Here is a 16993-nt window from a genome sequence, read left to right as displayed (position 1 = left end):
CGAGGAAAACGTATGCGTGCCTTACCAGGATGTATCTTGGTGCTCTCGCTGACAGGATGTTCATGGATACATTCGCCCGCGTCATCAACCGCAAATCAACATACCGCCATCACGCCGTTTAGTAGTCCCTTGACGAGCCATAAACCCGCAGTGCGCCCGCTGCCGGCAAAATTATATAAATCCGCGGAAGAATTGGTGGGCAAGCCCTTCCGTGATTTAGGGGAAGTCTATGGTTCCACCTGCCAGGTCAATCTGCAGGATCCGCCGCCGAGTATCGCCGCGGCTCGCAAGGACATGCAGGTCCGGGCAGCCCGTATGAAGGGCAACGCCGTGCTGTTGCACCAATGCGAAATGGTCAGGTCGGTGGCCGGATGCTACGCGCAAGCGGTCTGCCAGGGTACGGCGCTTAAAGTGACGCAATGAGCGAGTTCGGCCTTAGCCAAATCGGCGTAATTCGCTCGCCTTATAAAGAAAAATTCGCGGTACCCCGGCAGCCGGGTCTGGTGCCGGACGGCACCGGCGAGCTGCATTTACTGGCGCCTTATAATCAGCCGGAAGCGGTACGCGGCCTGGATGCGTTCAGCCATATCTGGTTGCTGTTTATCTTCAACCAAACCATGGGGCAAGGCTGGCATCCCACTGTGCGCCCGCCGCGCCTGGGCGGCAACAGCCGGATCGGCGTCTTCGCGACCCGTTCCACCTTCCGGCCCAATGCCATCGGCATGTCCTTGGTGGCCTTAAACGCCGTGCGCATTTTCAAAACCGAAGTGGTGCTTGAACTGGGCAGCCTGGACCTGGTGGACGGTACCCCGGTAGTGGACATCAAACCCTATTTACCCTACGCGGAGAGCATCCCGTCGGCTCGGGCGGGCTTTGCCCAACAGATTCCCGCCGCTGACATGGGGGTGGACTTTTCCCTCGGCGCGGCCGCACGGATAGAGGCTCTTGTCCCCCGTTATCCGCATTTGCGGCGTTTCATCAGCGATGTACTGGCGCAGGATCCCCGCCCGGCCTATCGTAAAACTCACGGCGGCGAGCAGACCTATGCGGTACGGCTTATGGAATTCAATATCCGCTGGCGCGTCACCGGCAACATCGCCGAGGTCATTGCCATTGAAGATGCCGCCGCCATGAATTCCCCTCCGCCCGCGGTCGGCTGAAGGGTCACTTGCGTACGGCGCCACGCTCCTTGGCCGATACCTCAAAGCAAAACAACTTCAATAAAAAATAGACGCTTTTGGTTAATTTTTTGTCCTGTCTCTTTTGACCGCCCGCCGGCACTGGTAAACTAAGCCACTTTTTATATTTCGCTGCCGTGATGCAGCCATGGCGTTTAGCCGTCCTTTTGGAACCTGATTATTATGCGTACTAGCCAATATCTACTCTCCACCCTTAAGGAGACTCCCGCCGACGCTGAAGTCATTAGCCATCAATTGATGCTGCGCGCCGGCATGATCCGCAAGCTGGCCTCGGGCCTTTATACCTGGTTACCCACCGGGCTGCGGGTTTTGCGCAAGGTTGAAAACATTGTGCGCGAGGAGATGGACAGGGCCGGGGCCATTGAGATATCCATGCCGGTGGTCCAGCCGGCGGACCTCTGGCAGGAAAGCGGTCGCTGGATGCAGTACGGCCCCGAGCTGCTGCGCTTCAACGATCGCGGCGAGCGGCCGTTCGTGCTCGGCCCGACCCATGAAGAGGTTATCACCGATCTGGTCCGCAATGAAATCAGCTCCTATAAACAGCTGCCGCTGAACTTTTATCAGATCCAGACCAAATTCCGCGACGAAGTCCGCCCGCGCTTCGGCGTGATGCGCTCACGGGAATTTGTGATGAAGGATGCCTATTCGTTCCATACCACACAGGAATCCCTGCAGGCCACCTATGATGCGATGTATCAAGCCTACAGCGCGATATTCACCCGCATGGGCCTGAACTTCCGCGCGGTACAGGCAGATACCGGTTCCATTGGCGGCAGCGCCTCCCATGAGTTTCAGGTGCTGGCGGACAGCGGCGAGGACGATATCGTCTTTTCCAGCGGTTCTGACTACGCCGCCAATATCGAACTGGCGGAAGCCGTGGCGCCGGCTACCCCTCGTGGCGAAGCCGCCGAGGAATTGCGCCTGGTTGACACGCCCGACGCCAAAACCATCGCACAGCTGGTGGAACAGTTCGCTTTACCCGTGGAAAAAACCGTCAAGACCCTGATTGTCCATGGCCGGGAAGATTCCGGTTATCCACTGGTGGCGCTGCTGGTGCGGGGCGATCATCAGCTCAATGAAATCAAGGCTGAGAAACATCCCCTGGTGGCCAGTCCGCTGGAATTCGCCGCTGAAGAAGAGATCCGCGCCGCCATTGGCGCCGGTCCCGGTTCCCTGGGGCCGGTGAATTTGCCGCTGCCGCTGGTCATCGATCGCAGCGTAGCGGCCATGAGTGATTTCGGCGCCGGCGCCAACATCGACGGCAAGCACTATTTCGGCATCAACTGGCAGCGGGATCTGCCGCTGCCCCAGGTTGCCGATTTGCGGAAAGTGGCGGAGGGAGATGCCAGCCCGGACGGCAAGGGCACGCTGCTCATTAAACGCGGTATTGAAGTTGGGCATATCTTCCAGCTCGGCACCAAGTATTCCGACGCGATGAAAGCCACGGTACAGGGAGAAGACGGACGCAACCAAACGCTAACCATGGGTTGTTACGGTATCGGGGTGACCCGCGTGGTGGCCGCCGCCATTGAGCAAAACCATGATGAGCGCGGTATTTTATGGCCTGAAGCCATTGCGCCGTTTCATGTCGCCATCTTGCCGATGAACATGCATAAATCCTTCCGGGTCAAGGATGCGGCCGAGGGGCTGTACGAGAAGCTGCGCGCCAAAGGCATCGAGGTGCTGCTGGACGACCGCAAGGAACGGCCGGGTGTCATGTTCGCCGATATGGAGCTGATTGGAATTCCGCATACCGTTGTTATCGGCGATCGCAACCTCGACAGCGAAGAGGTTGAATATAAACACCGCGGCGCCGGTGAGAAACAAATGATAAAAATCAGCGACATCGTCGACTATCTGGCAGGCGAAATCAGCAAGGCACAGCGTTAATCCCCTTTGCATTGATCCCGACTACCCGGCCCGTCGCGGCCGGGTATTTTTTTGCAGCCTGGTGGAGTGAGCAATCACTATTTACCCTAAATCATTCGAGTTGCGGGAGCGCTGCTTGCAGCGGCCCCGAAGGGGCGAGGCCCATGGATGAGCCGAATATTGCCAACACACCTGCCACTTAAAGTATGACGGGTATAAGCTAATCGTTATGAATCAAATTGACCAATATCCAGCTTTTTTGCAGAGACACGGGATCGCTATAGACAGAGTTTGCTACGTTTGATTTTGTGGGTAGGATATTCTCACTATTTTTGACGCCTACTTTAATGCTTCGGGTATATTTATTAATTTCCCCGGCAATAAAAAAAGCGATTTCCCCGTTATTTGATAAAATTTCCGTGGGAATATTTCTCTGCAGCATGATCAATCTTTCGTCATTTTCCACCAGGGTCATCACCACTCTCGGCATGGACAGCAATGGGGAGGCATTAGCCGGCGGTTGGCCGCTATCACCGAGGCCGGCCGGACGTTCCACGGACAATGTATCTTTCATCTGCAATGCCAGCCTCCCATCCTGCTCCAAAAGCAAAGAATGGCCCAACCCGATATCTTCCCGGGTATCTGTCTTTCGTCCCCTTCCGCTGAAATGGACATAGTCGGCCGGCCGGCAGGATTCGGGGCTTATCTCAGGGGGGGGCATATCTATCTGCAGGCTGAAATCATTCCTGAACCACGAATTCAGGTAAAAATGAAAATGGGTAAAATCGAATCCCATTCTCAAGATATCCTGCTCCTTCAGGCCGGCCATAACCGGGAAAGAACCCGGCTGTTCACTGAAAAAATTCGCGAGTAAAAGTGGCCATAGTCTTCTATTATTGCATTTGCTACCGACGCGGATCATATATTCCTGCAGATTATCATCATCATTTTTCATGGAAATATAAATATTGCTTCCGCCTAACAAATCATTTTCAACAATCACGGCCGGTAATTGCCGGAATGTCGCCAGCGCGGGTACGATATCTTCCCAATATAGCGGTTGAAGTAAATTTTCACCGTACCTCACCACCGACCCTGAAGACTGATTTTGATATTCGCCGGCCAAAATATAGGCATCCATGGCATTGGTTATATTGCTGTTACCATAAAAAATGGTCAACAAGGCGGCTATCAGCGCTTCTTCCTGACTAACGGGGTTAGCCAGCAAACCGGCCTCGCTCAGTGACTTCTCAGACATCAGGCCGGGATAAAGGCGCATAAGCGTTTCGGCGCTAATCTCCTTGCGCAGAAAATGCAGGACATCAATGACCACCATGGCGAAGGGAATATTTTCACCGATCGCCCTGCCGTGGCGCCTAAACGGCAGATGGCCGAACAGACCTAATACATTTTCAATAAAATTATGAATTCTCCGATGCCAACGTTCATCTTCCCGCAATCTTTCAATGCCGTAACCCACATGCGGCTCAAACATAACCCCCGATCCTCGATTGCGGGATTTACTGTCAGTAACAATGCCTTTATAGCTTAAAACCTTGGCGCCCAAGCGATCGGAAATGATTTGAGCGGACGATCGCCTGCCCCCCAACGCTCCGAAGCATGATATAAGTTCGAGACGCTTGAGGGATTGCTCCGGGTACATTGAACGGTGTATGCCAGCAATAATATCCGCAAGTTCTATCGCGTCATAGTGATTGATGCTGGCCAAAGCACCATGTGCCTTGATTTCCATTTGCAGATCATTTAACCCATAACGAACATACTCGATGCGCCCATCCGGACCTAACAAAGCTGAGATTCTCGTTTTTTCTAAATTAACATCACCCACTATGACCTTGAAGACATTTTGATTGTTGAATCTCTTGCCGGCGATAATTTCCCCCATCTCTTGAGAGGAAATTATCATTTGATTTCTATTAATTTCATTATTAATGATATGGTTATTTATTCCTAAAAATTGATTGTCACCAAGGCTGACCATCGTATGAAAATGTTTATCTTCCGTATAAAAAACCACGAGTTTACATTCAGCAATATTTTTCAGCTCAGCATTGTTATCTATATATTTATCGATAATTAAAAATTTATTCAATTTTATTATTGATATCTTCTCGCCATCTAATTTTCCGGTTATCAACATAACCAATCGTTCCAATGCATCAGCCTGCTGAGGGACCAATTGTTGGGCGGCGACTAAAAATTCCAGAGCAAAATGAGTACTGCTTTTCTCACTAATGGTCTCATGAATAGTTTCTGTGGCGATATCCATCAAACATTTCCGTGGTGGTGATGAATGCGGCAAATCACCCTTTTCAATGATGAAAGAATTAAGTTTATCAAATGAACATAAAACATCATCCCGGAATAATCCTAGCTGTTCTGCGATAAGAATGCGCTTTTCGCTACTCAAGGTCGAATCCAGTAAATCATTGTTCATACCGGCAAACCTGCCGTTACCAAGGCTTATCATCAAATGAAAAACTGAACTGTCATTCAAATTGGTAAAGCGAACCAGTTTGCCCGGTTCCACACATAACATATCGCGAAATGTTCTTATTTGTTTGGGACTGTCTATAACCTCGAGCAACGCTTCCTGCGGATGCTCATGGTAGAAGTTTACTAAATCGTCTTTCCGGCCGGCCGAAATCGTGCCGGTTGCTTTTAATAGCGACATTATGAATTCGTAACTGCTTCTTGATTTCCTATCTTTGATAATACTGTTACGAATTTTCTTCTGCAGCAATAATTGTTGCCCCATGCCTTCATAATATGATAAAAACAATGGAAATGTGACAGGGGCAGACGATTCTTCCAACTCAACAAAACCTGCCGGTGACAGCAATATATGTTCAGAGCTCTCCTTAATATTAAAGTTGTGATAATAATCTCTGGCACTTTGTTCCGTGAGGAAATCCTTATAAGTAATCAAGGCTCTAGATCTTGATTTTTCAAAACACTTCCTCCATCTATCTTCTGTTAAAATCATTACATCCTCAATATCGGGAATATTGATATAACGAATTTTTTCAGCATTGGGTTCTATGATGTACGTTACCTCCGCATGCGTAGCTACCAGAACATAATGTCGGACTGTCTGACTTTCCATAACAGGATCGAAAATAAATAAGGCGCGATAGCGTATATTATAAAATCCATTGTTATAAGCAAAGCGTTCGACCCCGCTAAACATGTTTATTGTATTTCCGTCAAATTTGAATCTATTACAATAACGCCGTAATTTTGTGGCCAGTTCACTTTCATGACGAGTCATATCATCACCGAGAGTTGCCAATGACGCACCATGCAAATCTTCAGCATATAGAGTTGCAGTGCTGCCGTCGTTTAACATAACGCTGTTTTTGTCAAAAATAAAATCATCACTACTGACCACTTGCCACCCTTTATGAGAAGAAAATATTGCTGGCTGAGTCAGGCTTTTTATATCAAATCCCGCAAATCTGTCATTGCCAAGAGAAAGCAGCATCAAGCTTGATTTATTAGTTTCGTTATCAAGCAAAATCAGCTCATAGCCGGCTGGGATAGAGGCCAATGAAGCCTTATCATGTATACTTCTTATTTGACTGAAAATTTCGGCAATAAAAGATTTTTCACTCAATAGCCGGGATTGGTGGGCATCTATACGGCCACAAATCTGCAAAACCTTCGACATTACCCCGACGCTGTTTTGACCCAATATTTCCAGCTGACCGACGTTTTCCTTAATCAGGGCCTCCACCAACATGATTGCCCGCACGCGAGCCCCCCCTTTGACAAAAGCCTTAGCGACACTGTTGGAATCAGATAACGTTAGTACATCTCGCAACTGGGTCGCCGCCTCATGCATTAGCTTGTATCCGTGGTAACCTGAGGCTTTTATTAAACTATAGATATCGGTCGTACCGGACAAGCCGATGATCATGATGCCTAGCATTGCCGATTTCCAAGCCTCCTTGCGTTTTTGCCGGTCCTGCGCGTTAACTGCTTGGTAGAGATATAATGCGCTACCGGTTCCCGTCACGACGTTGCTTAACATCATGGCGGCACAACCTGCGGATGTCCCGCCGGTAAAAAAGAAGGCCAGCAGCGATAAAGCGTTGCCGGAGGCCAGCAAACGCTGTGACGCCTGCTCCGCAGGAACAGATTTTTCGGGACCAGTACTAAAGAGGGGATGATAGCTCAGATGTTCCCCCAGCTTTTCAATCTCAAGAGCTTTTAAATCGGCCCAAAGAACTTTTGCGTCCATTAAGAGGAGCGGAGGTTTTATAGCACATGCCTTCATATCTATTTTCGGTGTCAGGATGACGGATTCCAGCCAGGCCTTATGCTGTAGCGAAAGGTGACCGGCGATAAAATTTTTGAGTGCCGCCGAGGCGTCATCAGGGGTCCAGAGATAAATTGCGCCTGTGGCCAGAGATATCATTAATCCTCCAGTCGGTTGAGTAATAGCGACAATTCCCGGCACCATGAATTGTCCCTCCGGGCTGACAAAACCCACCAATTTTTCTTTAATCGAACCATCCATCCATAATTCAATAATGTTTCTTAATGTGCTATCTGTGTCATTGGTCATAAGACTAAATAACGCAATGGCTAACCGATCTTTTGCCATGGTAATATAAGTGTCGTTAATGTCCTCACTGGTTGAAAAAAAAGTTAACAACCTTTCGATTTCAGCAGTTATGTTGGAGGGTTCGCCATTTACTATAAATTCCAGATAAGATATGAAATCTTTCTTATCAGATTCTTTGATATTAGTTCTGAGTATAGTAAGGTGCGTATATTCTGATTCATTTGGCTTTAATAAAACTTTAAATGGTTCTCTTAAAAGGATTTTCCTGAGCGAATACTCACCATGAGCAATATATTTATGGGGTTCTAATTCCCCAACTTTTTTAGTATAGACAATATCAATAGTTAACAGCTTATCAAGATCCTGTGAGGTTAGGGAGAGGCCGTAATCCCTCTGTATAATATCGCTTAGCATTATATCTATAAAATTAATAGTCAGATTAGCATTTGCAGACAAGTACTCATTGGAAATACCGAAAGTATGCAGCCATCGGTTCCTTTCACTTTTTTTTTGATATCCATCCAATGATGTATCGGTAGATAGCTCACCATCGGGTAATAGATTAGAGGGTTGTAAACGCTCCCGATTTCCGGCTGTTTTGGTGAGCATTTGGTTAATATCATAATATTTTTCAATATTGGTCAATAAATCGACCCAATATTCTCGGAAATGGTTGTCAATGACGCAAGCAGGAAGATTGAATTTCGAAAAATTTTGCACAACCTCTCTTTTCTTCCGCTTGGAATGACGCATTAGCGGTTTGGTTGCCGTCGCCTTTTTGGTCATTATCCAATATCCACCCTCAATCGCGGCCTCCGGACCCAGTGGCTGCTTGCGAAGCGTATGTGCATCAAGGGGGGTATCTTCAAAGGCATAGCCATCATTATTTTTTTCAAGTCCCATCGCTTGTCCGGCATGACTCATCCCCGTGGGAAATATCGACGCTTGGCCGTAAATATCCGGCGACAACCTGATAGAGATAAGGGTCCTTAATAACGCTTCGGAAATATTCATATTACGCGGCGTGGAATAAATCGGCAAACCTATTGAATTATTTCTAACAATAGCATTAATTTTTTTCGCCTTCATATACTCTTCAGGGGGCAATTCGGAAAACCATTTTTTACCGTGCGGCTTCCCATCGCCGCTGCGCATATAATGGATAAACTTCCCCCCGCCGAAAATAGCCGTCAATAAAGAGAATATTTTTACTCCCCATGAGAACCCTCGTGTTCCACCAGAACCAGCGCTCCCCGCGGAAGGCGAGTTATCGAATGAAGTAGTATTTTCACCTGTCCCAGCTGTTGCTTCATTGTCAAAGGGGAGGTCGACAGCAGTGTCATTAGCAATTATTTTGCTATTTGATATATTTTTTATAGAATTTATTTCTTCTAAAAATGGCAATCTAGCATTAATTTCTTTACTATCATTACTTACAGAAATTAATGCAGGTGATTGAGTCTTATCCGCGGTAAGCATAAATATGGCATCCTTATCCAGTATGGTTTTTAATAAACGTTTTCTGAGGAGTAAATACCCCAGGTATTACCCTTTAAAAGAGAATGCCGTTTAATTGTATCTGCTAGCGAACAGTAACTTTTGCCATTGCCGTGCGTCAACGCCACCTTAAGTTAATCAATATTTAATCATATAAGCACTCAGGCATGCGGCATATGCTTAGACCGTCATTGCATCATTAATCCGGCCATGATATGTGCTTGACGCACCGGCCCCGGTCTTGCTGACGATCGGGACTTCGGCGCGATGACCTGTCATTATTCCGCCGCGCTTTTCCAGGTCTGCAATTGGATTTCCAGATTGGTTTGCTGGTCTGAGAGCCACAGAAGCCCGTCTTGCAGCGTTGCCTGGAGGGACATATTGCGTGCCGCCAGCGCCGCCAGCTGTGCCATCTGCCCGTCGTCGACAAACCGTACGCAGAGATTGCCGTGCTGGGACAGGTTGGGTTCCGCCTGCTGCCACCAAACCCGTGCCGCCCGTTCGTTATAGGCATACAACACTACCTGGCGCGCCAGATGGCAGGCTTTGCGCAGCCTTTTTTCATCAGGCAGTCCTAATTCAATCCATAATTCCAGTTCGCCGCTATCGCTACGCAGCCATAACGCCGGTTCATCTTCCGCGCTGAGTCCTTTGGTAAACTCCAGGCGGTCATCGGCATGATAGACCCAGGCCAACAAGCGCAACATCATGCGCTGCGGCGTTTCTGAAGGATGTTGTGCTAAAACAAGGTTAACATCCGAGAAATAATTTCGATCCATATCGGCAATATTAACCGCCGCTTTATGAATGGTTGCTTTTAATGCCATTATATCCTCATGGGGTGAGTCCGGGCCGGCAGTGTAACCGACAATGCGCGGGCATCGCCAGAAAAGCAACAAAAAGGGGCATTCAGCCGCCCCTTTAATCACAGAGTAATGGATGCTCTGTGCTATAGTCTCATAAGGAAAATACTGTTGAACGATGGTGGCGGGATCAGGACCTCTTTAGCAGAGCCCTTGTTCCGCCCTCAGGGAATAGGCGGTACCAGGCCGCCGTAACATGTAGGTGAGCTATTATGTCAACGAATGAAGAATATCAACCCATTAATTGCGATGATTACGATAATCTTGAGCTCGCCTGTCAGCGCCATTGGGTCCTTAGCCTGACGCTTCGGAATGGAGATACCGTGACCGGTGTAGCGCGTGATATGATCTCAAGAAAGCATGTGGAATATCTGGTTATTGATAATGCGGGCACCAGTAACGAACTGCGATTGGATCATATAGCCAGCTTCACTCATCCGGAACTCGGCACGGTGGTGGTAAGCGTTTAACAGCCTTGCGCCATACGTACTATGACGGGCAGTGATTTACTGCCCGTTGCCGTTTTTATCACACAGCCATTCTATATGCCATACCCTTTTGTCATCCTGTGCCTGCCCTTCGCGGGTAGTGAATATGCCCGGCGCGGCAATTAACACCTCATTATAAAACAGCATGGGCGTTCGCTCCCGCAGCCAGGGGGCAATGCCCAGTTCCTGCCACAGCTTTTTGATTTGCCGTCCATGCCGGCGACCGACAATATGCAGCGTGCCGGCGGCGGCAAATCTCACCGTAATCTTTTCATCTTCGCCGGCGGCCCGTACTGCCGCGCCCGACGGGGCCCGCTGCAAACAGCCCAGGCCATTGGGCAGCGTCAAGGGGCGGCTGGTTTCCGTCCAGGGGATGATAAGCTCTTTAAGGGAAGGCCAAAGCGGCAAAATATAGAGCCGCCGGCGAAAGCGCCGCACCTGCCGATCCGCCAGCTGGAAGCGGGGCTCCGCGTCCGGCCGGCTTAGCGCCACCTCGGTCCAAAGGCGCTCCAACTGGTCCTTGGCAGGCATCCGCGTCCCGGCGCCGGCCAGCCAGCGGCGCAATAGCGCCCCCCGCCGGGAAGCACTCATGGCCATCATGGGCGCCAGGTCAAGCGAACCGTCGGGGGACGTCAACAGGCCCAGGGTTTCCTGCAGCAATTCATCCAGCAAAGCTTCCTGTTCGGCGCAAAGGCGGGCGCTGCGCGCCACCGCCTGAGTGAAATGCGGCCAGCGCCGGGTCAGCAGGGGCAGGATTTGCCGGCGAAGAAAATTCCTGTCGAAGCGCTCGTCTCGGTTGCTGTCGTCTTCAATCCAGCGCAGCTCACGCTGTAAAGCGTATTCCTGCAACTGTCCCCGGCTCCAGTCCAGCAGGGGCCGCAAAAGCTCATGGCCGTGAAAGGGCGTGGAAGCCGCCATAGCCGACAGTCCCGTCGGACCGCTGCCTCGTTTTAACGCCAACAGGAAGGTCTCGCTTTGGTCATCCAGATGCTGGGCGGTAACCAGTGTCTCTCCAGGTAGCAGCGCCTGCTGCAGCGCCAGATAGCGCGCTTCGCGCGCCGCCCCTTCCAGGCCGGCCGATGCGGGGTTGACCAGCACCGGTATGGATTGAAACCCCACGTCGCGGCTATGGCACTGGGCAAGGCAATGAGCGGCCCAGTCATCGGCGTGAACGCTCAGGCCGTGATGAATATAGACTGCGCGAATCGTTAAATCAGGCCATTGCCGCTGCCGCAGAAAGACCAGGGCATCCAATAATACGGTGGAGTCCAAACCTCCGCTAAAGGCCACCAGCAGCTTTCTGCGAGACCCCAGCGTTTCGGCAAGATGCCCGCAAAGCGCCACGGCGGGGTGACAAACCGAAGGGCCGCTGGAGCGTTCATCATCGGCCGGAGCGGAGTCATCATCGGCCGGTACGAGTCCATCATCGGCCGCAACGGAACCATGAACGGCGGCGAATCGGGTCGAGTGCTCAGGCTTCATAGAGTTCCAGCGGCAATCCATCGGGATCGCTGAAAAAGGTAAACTGTTTTTCCGTCAGGGCATCCCGGCGGATGGGCTCCACCTCCACGCCCGCGTTTGTCAGCGACGTCACGGCAACCGCCAGATTGTCGACGCTGAACGCCAAATGACGCAATCCCAAGGCTTCGGGGCGGCTGAGGCGGTCGGGCGCGTCTGGAAAAGAGAACAGCTCGATGAGATAAACGCCGTTCAGCGCCAGATCGCCTTTCCAAGAAGCACGCTCGGCGCGGTACGTCTCGCTTTGCAGTTGGAAGCCCAAAACATCGCAATAAAAACGCTTACTCACCTCATAATCCGCCGCGATAATGGCGATATGATGAACATTGTTAAGTTTAAGCATCGGCATTTCACTTCCTGATTATTTCAAATAAAATAGCTTATTCAACCCGTAGTTAACCAAGATCGCCAATTCCCTCTTCATATCTCATTATCAGCGTTTCCGCTATCAGGAAGATACATAAAACGCTTATATTCTATATGTTAAATAGTCAATAAAACAAACATGCCTTATTATCCGGGGTAATGACAGTATCTATTTTAATATTTCAACCCTGGGATAATTATGCAGATTCCTCTTCATCCTCTGTACAGACACTTACGATTAGCCTCGGAGCAAAAAACCGGGCAGGCCACGGGTCAGCGCATGACACAAATTATGCGTGGCATTGTACAACGGGTCAATCAGGCCCTACCCTCTGCCCCGGTGAAAATTTCCCCGGTAAAGGGACAGCCCGCCGTCGTACGCGGCCAGATACATTCATTGCAGAAATTGTATCGTCAAGCGGGCTTGCGCGCGCTACGCCAGGGGAGAGGTACGGCACAAGGGGAACAGAGTGAGGCAGCGGTGGATAATGAGGATAATGTTGAATACGATATGGCCCCGGTCGGGAAAAAAGACGTTTCAGCCATGCTGGCGTTTAAAAAAGACCAAATTGCCAACTTGGCCGCCTTTGTAAAGAATAAAAACGGTTGTAACGGCAATGAAGCAAAACGAGAGGCTAAAAATCAGTTTGAGCAAAGTATTAAAGAGCTGCTGAATGATGCCGTTGGAAGACCGTTGAAAACCAGTTCAACTATAAGGATAAAACATTTTTCAGCACCTTGGTTCCCGCCGGACAAATGAAATTGGGCGCCGATGATATTCATGCCGCCGGCTATAACAATAAAGGGATCTGCAGTAAGTCCAGTGACGAAACCGTCCATGCGGTAAACCTGTGGTCCTCGACGTTTTCCGTAGCGCAGGGGGATTCCCGGCACACCCTGTTTGAAGGCATACGCCATGGGGTGCTCAGTCCCTACGGCCTCAAGGCTGATAGCGAAGAACGCAGCCGGGGGGCGCTGGCCAGGGCCCGGGAAGTCGTTGTCGCCGCCCTCTACCAGCAACCGGAAAAAATGAAGCGGGCCCTGGAGGTCAACGAAGTCGAGCTGGCGTTAACCTCCACCAGCTTATTGACCCCCGTTGACATTGGTCCTTTGACGGAAAAGTCCCAATTAAACGATCAGGTAGCGGCATGGGCCGCCATAAGCGCCAAGCCATTGTATTTGAAGATCAGAAATTCCTGCGGTGAGTTAGTGCCGGTCAAGATCACGGTTGACGTGGCCGCGTTTAACTTCGGCGTTAATGAACTGGCATTGGGCTCATTGCAATTGGGGCACGGCATATCTGATAACATTAATCAGGACGCATTGCGTAAATTGCTGGGCAAAAATCTTTCACCGGATGCCGCTCCCGGCGGATGGGTAGGGCAATACCTCGCCAACAATCCGAAAAATGCCGAGCGGGTGTCCATGCTGGCGAAGCAATTAAAAACCATTATTGCAGACAAAGCCCATCATCACGACGGCGGCGAGCCCTATAAGGCCGCGATGCGTATCGGATTGTTGTCTCATGAAATCGGCATTGTACCTTGCTGGAACTGTAAGAGCGGCAAGGATCGCACCGGTATGCTGGACGTGGAAATGAAGCGTGAGGCGGCGGCGGTCCATCTGGGTCTGGCCGGCGGCGCAATCGGGATGTTGGATAAAGAGGGACAGCGCCTGATGCAAACAGTCATACTTAATAGCGGCAATCAGGAAATACAAAAATATAATACCGGGGCCGAGGGAAATAAAACCCTTAAAAACAATAAACTGGTCAATGCGTTTGCCGGCGGCTTAATGCTGCGGGAGCGTCTTGGAAATAATGATATCGCGGATAGAGCTAAAGGCTTATCCGACTATGTATAGGTGGTTCAATTGGAGAGGTTTATTCAATCGGTTTATGACCATTTCGAGCTGCTTCCCGATGAAGACAATGTCTTCAATGTCGATGAAGACACGTTTATCTATCTTGGCGAACAGAGCGACGTCATCACCCTGCTTTGCCCCTGTTTTCCCGTGCCTCACGAGCAGCATTCGCTAATGGCGTTGCTGGCGCTCAACTGCCAGGGCGACACCATCTACGGCGCGGAGGAGGGTATCGTGGTGGCCCGACGGGTGGTGGACACCGAAGCATCCGCCGTCGATATGGCGCAGCATTTTAACGCATTCATCGGTGATATTTTTTCCGCCAAAAAATTTTTCGTCCCGGGCTAAATCGGGCTTTCGCCGCCGACGGGATCGGTTTTCAATACCCGCACCAGGTATCGGCCGTCCTCCGTCAGCTGCGCACCGTGGATATCGGTTTCAAATCCCGGGTACTGAATGCCGATGCTGCAAAGCATGATCAGAAAATCCAATACTCCGCGGCTTTGCTCGGTGATCATCTCGCCGGGCATCACCACCGGCACTCCCGGCGGATAAGGCAGCAGCATATTGGCGGAAATCCGGCCGATTAACGCCGGCAGTTCCACGGTTTCAACGTTGCCGCGTACCTGTTGCTGGAATGCGTCATGAGGCGTCATTTTCATTTCGGGCAAAACATCGAAGGCGGTAAGCATCAGCTGCGGCAGACGATGCCGGCGGATAAGGCTGTGTATGCCGCGGGCCAAATCCTGTATACGCATGTTGCGGTAGAAATCCGGATCTTCCGCGTAGAGGTCCGGCAGCATATTTTTGATGCGTAAATTGAGATCAAAGGAGCGTTTGAATTCGGTCAATCCCCGCAGCAGGCTCATGGCTTTGGTTTTATCGATGCCGATGCTGAACAGGAACAATAAATTATAGGGTCCGGTTTTTTCCACCACCACGCCGCGCTCGTCCAGGAACTTGGCCACCAGCGCCGCCGGTATGCCCTCATCGGCCATGGCGCCGGATTCATCCATGCCGGGTGTCAGTATCGTGACCTTAATGGGATCAAGATACATATGATCTGCATCGGCACCCTTGAAACCATGCCAAGGGGCGCCGGGTTCAATGGGCCAGCATACCGCCTCATCGATAATTTCCGGCTGCCAGATATCGAAGAACCACCCTTCGGATTCCTCCCGCAGCCGCTGTACCTCTTTGCGAAAATGCAGCGCCCGTTCGATGGAGCGCAGAATAAGCCGCCGTCCCGATTTGCCGCGTACCATCGCCGCCGCCGTCTCGATGGACGCCACAATCCCGTAATTAGGCGAGGTAGTTGTGTGCATCATATAGGCTTCGTTGAAGGTACGTTCGTCATAATCACCTTTGATATGAATCAGTGATGCTTGAGAGAACGCCGCCAGGAGCTTATGGGTGGACTGTGTTTCGAAGATGACTTTGCCAGGAGTGCGTTCGCCGCTCATACCGCTTTTGCCCTGGTAGATAGGGTGAAAATGGGTATAGGGCACCCAGGCGGAATCGAAGTGGATTGCCGGCACATCCAGGGTTTCTTTGATATAGCGGGTGTTATAAAGCAAGCCGTCATAGGTGGAGTTGGTGATAGCCGCATACACCGGCCAGCTGGCACGGGGGGTATCCGCTACCTTCGCGGCGATGCTCTCCCGCTGGAACTGGCTTTTCGGGATGCCCCCCAGAATACCGTAGGCGTTGCGAATCGGACACAGGTAGATGGGTACCACGTCGCTCATCATCAGCAAATGGGTCAGGGACTTATGGCAATTACGATCGATCAGCACCGTCCCTCCCGCCGGCGCGGCATACATGCCCACCATTTTATTGGCGGTGGAGGTGCCGTTGGTCACCATATAACTCTGCTCGGCGCCAAATACCCGGGCGATAAACTCCTCCGCCTCCAGATGCGGCCCGGAATGATCAAGTAAGGATCCTAGTTCCGTTACCGAGATGGAGACATCGGATTTCAGGGTATTGGCACCAAAAAAATCATAAAACAGGCTGCCCACCGGGCTTTTCTGATACGCCGTACCCGCCATATGTCCGGGAGTGCAAAACGTGTATTTGCCCTCTTTAACGTAATTGAACAGGGCTTTAGTGAAAGGCGGAATAATGGTGTCGATATATTCGTCGGTATATTGCCGTATCCGGGTGCTGATATCGTCCGCCGCGCCGAGTCCGTATTCAAAAAAATACAGCACCATCCGCATCTCGTTCAGGCTCACATCCAGAGAGGACTGCGTATTGATAAAAGCGTAAAGCGGCAGATACTCGTTCAACTCGTTGATTTCGGTGCAGAGATCCATACTGTGCTGATCCCAGTCGAAAACCACGCCGCATATCCGAGGATTTTGCTCAATAAGCTTTAGCAAATCCTCGCTGCCGTTAGGATAGACTAGCTGAAACCCCTGTGCTTTCAGCGCTTCATCCAATTCCCGGATCGGTTCATGTTTATAAAACACCTGTTCCGGACTCAAAATTGCAATGATATTCATTCAGCCAATCCTTATATTTCGGGCTGCTTCGCTGAAAATTTTTCAGAAAATATTCAAAATTAATGATAGGTAAGAATACACCACATTTGGCGTGGCAGACACGCGATCACCGGCGCTTGAACCGTGCGTGTCAAAGGGAGAGCGTGGCAATGGGGTCGAATCGGGCGTGGTTCTCCCGCCCGACCGAGCGCCCCATGACGCGCTAGGCCCGCTATCACCGATCGTGCAACGA

At 50.7% G+C, this 16993-nt stretch carries 12 protein-coding genes; 7 read left to right on the top strand and 5 right to left on the bottom strand.

From position 1 onward, the window contains the following. Positions 1–12 precede the first annotated feature (12 nt). The 3 genes from rcsF to proS all read left to right on the top strand — a co-directional run bounded on the left by rcsF (position 13) and on the right by proS (position 3089). The gene (gene rcsF / locus ACL2XJ_RS13060; protein WP_132923207.1) at positions 13–423 is read left to right on the top strand and encodes an Rcs stress response system protein RcsF; all 411 of its coding nucleotides are present in this window, start codon (positions 13–15) and stop codon (positions 421–423) included. Continuing rightward, positions 420–1160 (top strand): tRNA (N6-threonylcarbamoyladenosine(37)-N6)-methyltransferase TrmO, encoded by a 741-nt coding sequence (gene tsaA / locus ACL2XJ_RS13055; RefSeq protein WP_413726708.1) that lies wholly within the window; start codon positions 420–422, stop codon positions 1158–1160. Before rcsF ends, tsaA begins: the two co-directional genes overlap by 4 nt. Positions 1161–1361: 201 nt before the next feature. Then, positions 1362–3089 carry a proline--tRNA ligase gene (gene proS / locus ACL2XJ_RS13050; RefSeq protein ID WP_413726707.1) on the top strand — a complete coding sequence of 576 codons (1728 nt, stop codon included), beginning with the start codon at positions 1362–1364 and terminating at the stop codon, positions 3087–3089. 199 nt (positions 3090–3288) lie between these two features. Here proS and ACL2XJ_RS13045 read toward each other — a convergent pair whose 3' ends face one another. Beyond that, positions 3289–9138 (bottom strand): hypothetical protein, encoded by a 5850-nt coding sequence (locus ACL2XJ_RS13045; protein ID WP_413726706.1) that lies wholly within the window; start codon positions 9136–9138, stop codon positions 3289–3291. Positions 9139–9434: 296 nt separating this feature from the next. Beyond that, a complete protein-coding gene (locus ACL2XJ_RS13040) occupies positions 9435–9983 on the bottom strand; it encodes a YaeQ family protein (RefSeq protein WP_413726705.1) in 549 nt (182 codons plus the stop codon). 248 nt (positions 9984–10231) lie between these two features. Between ACL2XJ_RS13040 and rof the strand changes: the two genes are divergently transcribed. After that, positions 10232–10489 carry a Rho-binding antiterminator gene (gene rof / locus ACL2XJ_RS13035; protein ID WP_132923212.1) on the top strand — a complete coding sequence of 86 codons (258 nt, stop codon included), beginning with the start codon at positions 10232–10234 and terminating at the stop codon, positions 10487–10489. Between the two features lie 36 nt (positions 10490–10525). Here the strand turns inward: rof and tilS are convergent, their stop codons facing one another. Then, on the bottom strand, positions 10526–11989 hold the full coding sequence (tilS, locus tag ACL2XJ_RS13030; protein WP_413726704.1) for a tRNA lysidine(34) synthetase TilS: 1464 nt from the start codon (positions 11987–11989) through the stop codon (positions 10526–10528). Continuing rightward, positions 11979–12368, bottom strand: a complete 390-nt coding sequence (locus tag ACL2XJ_RS13025; protein ID WP_413726889.1) for a VOC family protein — start codon at positions 12366–12368, stop codon at positions 11979–11981. The genes tilS and ACL2XJ_RS13025 overlap by 11 nt, the downstream gene beginning before the upstream one ends. Positions 12369–12671: 303 nt before the next feature. Between ACL2XJ_RS13025 and ACL2XJ_RS13020 the strand changes: the two genes are divergently transcribed. Genes ACL2XJ_RS13020 through ACL2XJ_RS13010 form a run of 3 tightly spaced genes read left to right on the top strand, consistent with a single transcriptional unit; the run spans position 12672 to position 14602 of the window. Further along, a complete protein-coding gene (locus tag ACL2XJ_RS13020; protein ID WP_413726703.1) occupies positions 12672–13151 on the top strand; it encodes a hypothetical protein in 480 nt (159 codons plus the stop codon). Then, complete coding sequence (locus ACL2XJ_RS13015) at positions 13130–14254, top strand: inositol phosphate phosphatase SopB (RefSeq protein WP_413726702.1); 1125 nt, start codon at positions 13130–13132, stop codon at positions 14252–14254. Before ACL2XJ_RS13020 ends, ACL2XJ_RS13015 begins: the two co-directional genes overlap by 22 nt. A 9-nt stretch (positions 14255–14263) precedes the next feature. Next, a complete protein-coding gene (locus tag ACL2XJ_RS13010; protein ID WP_165934163.1) occupies positions 14264–14602 on the top strand; it encodes a hypothetical protein in 339 nt (112 codons plus the stop codon). Here ACL2XJ_RS13010 and ACL2XJ_RS13005 read toward each other — a convergent pair. Then, positions 14599–16761 carry a lysine decarboxylase LdcC gene (locus ACL2XJ_RS13005; protein ID WP_413726701.1) on the bottom strand — a complete coding sequence of 721 codons (2163 nt, stop codon included), beginning with the start codon at positions 16759–16761 and terminating at the stop codon, positions 14599–14601. The genes ACL2XJ_RS13010 and ACL2XJ_RS13005 overlap by 4 nt on opposite strands. Positions 16762–16993 lie beyond the last annotated feature (232 nt).

The sequence above is a fragment of the Sodalis sp. RH16 genome (assembly GCF_047324245.1).
In the GTDB taxonomy this organism is placed as follows: Bacteria; Pseudomonadota; Gammaproteobacteria; order Enterobacterales; family Enterobacteriaceae; genus Acerihabitans; species Acerihabitans ligni.
The sequence above is the reverse complement of the archived record's forward strand: the minus strand, read 5'-3'. Positions and strand labels throughout refer to the sequence as shown.

Bases quoted from the DNA above. Each gene is read 5' to 3' on its own strand.
- tsaA (WP_413726708.1), top strand. From the start codon at position 420: ATGAGCGAGTTCGGCCTTAGCCAAATCGGCGTAATTCGCTCGCCTTAT.
- rof (WP_132923212.1), top strand. From the start codon at position 10,232: ATGTCAACGAATGAAGAATATCAACCCATTAATTGCGATGATTACGAT.
- tilS (WP_413726704.1), bottom strand. From the start codon at position 11,989: ATGAAGCCTGAGCACTCGACCCGATTCGCCGCCGTTCATGGTTCCGTT.
- ACL2XJ_RS13025 (WP_413726889.1), bottom strand. From the start codon at position 12,368: ATGCTTAAACTTAACAATGTTCATCATATCGCCATTATCGCGGCGGAT.
- ACL2XJ_RS13020 (WP_413726703.1), top strand. From the start codon at position 12,672: ATGACACAAATTATGCGTGGCATTGTACAACGGGTCAATCAGGCCCTA.
- ACL2XJ_RS13005 (WP_413726701.1), bottom strand. From the start codon at position 16,761: ATGAATATCATTGCAATTTTGAGTCCGGAACAGGTGTTTTATAAACAT.
- ACL2XJ_RS13040 (WP_413726705.1), bottom strand. From the start codon at position 9,983: ATGGCATTAAAAGCAACCATTCATAAAGCGGCGGTTAATATTGCCGAT.
- proS (WP_413726707.1), top strand. From the start codon at position 1,362: ATGCGTACTAGCCAATATCTACTCTCCACCCTTAAGGAGACTCCCGCC.
- rcsF (WP_132923207.1), top strand. From the start codon at position 13: ATGCGTGCCTTACCAGGATGTATCTTGGTGCTCTCGCTGACAGGATGT.
- ACL2XJ_RS13045 (WP_413726706.1), bottom strand. From the start codon at position 9,138: ATGCTTACCGCGGATAAGACTCAATCACCTGCATTAATTTCTGTAAGT.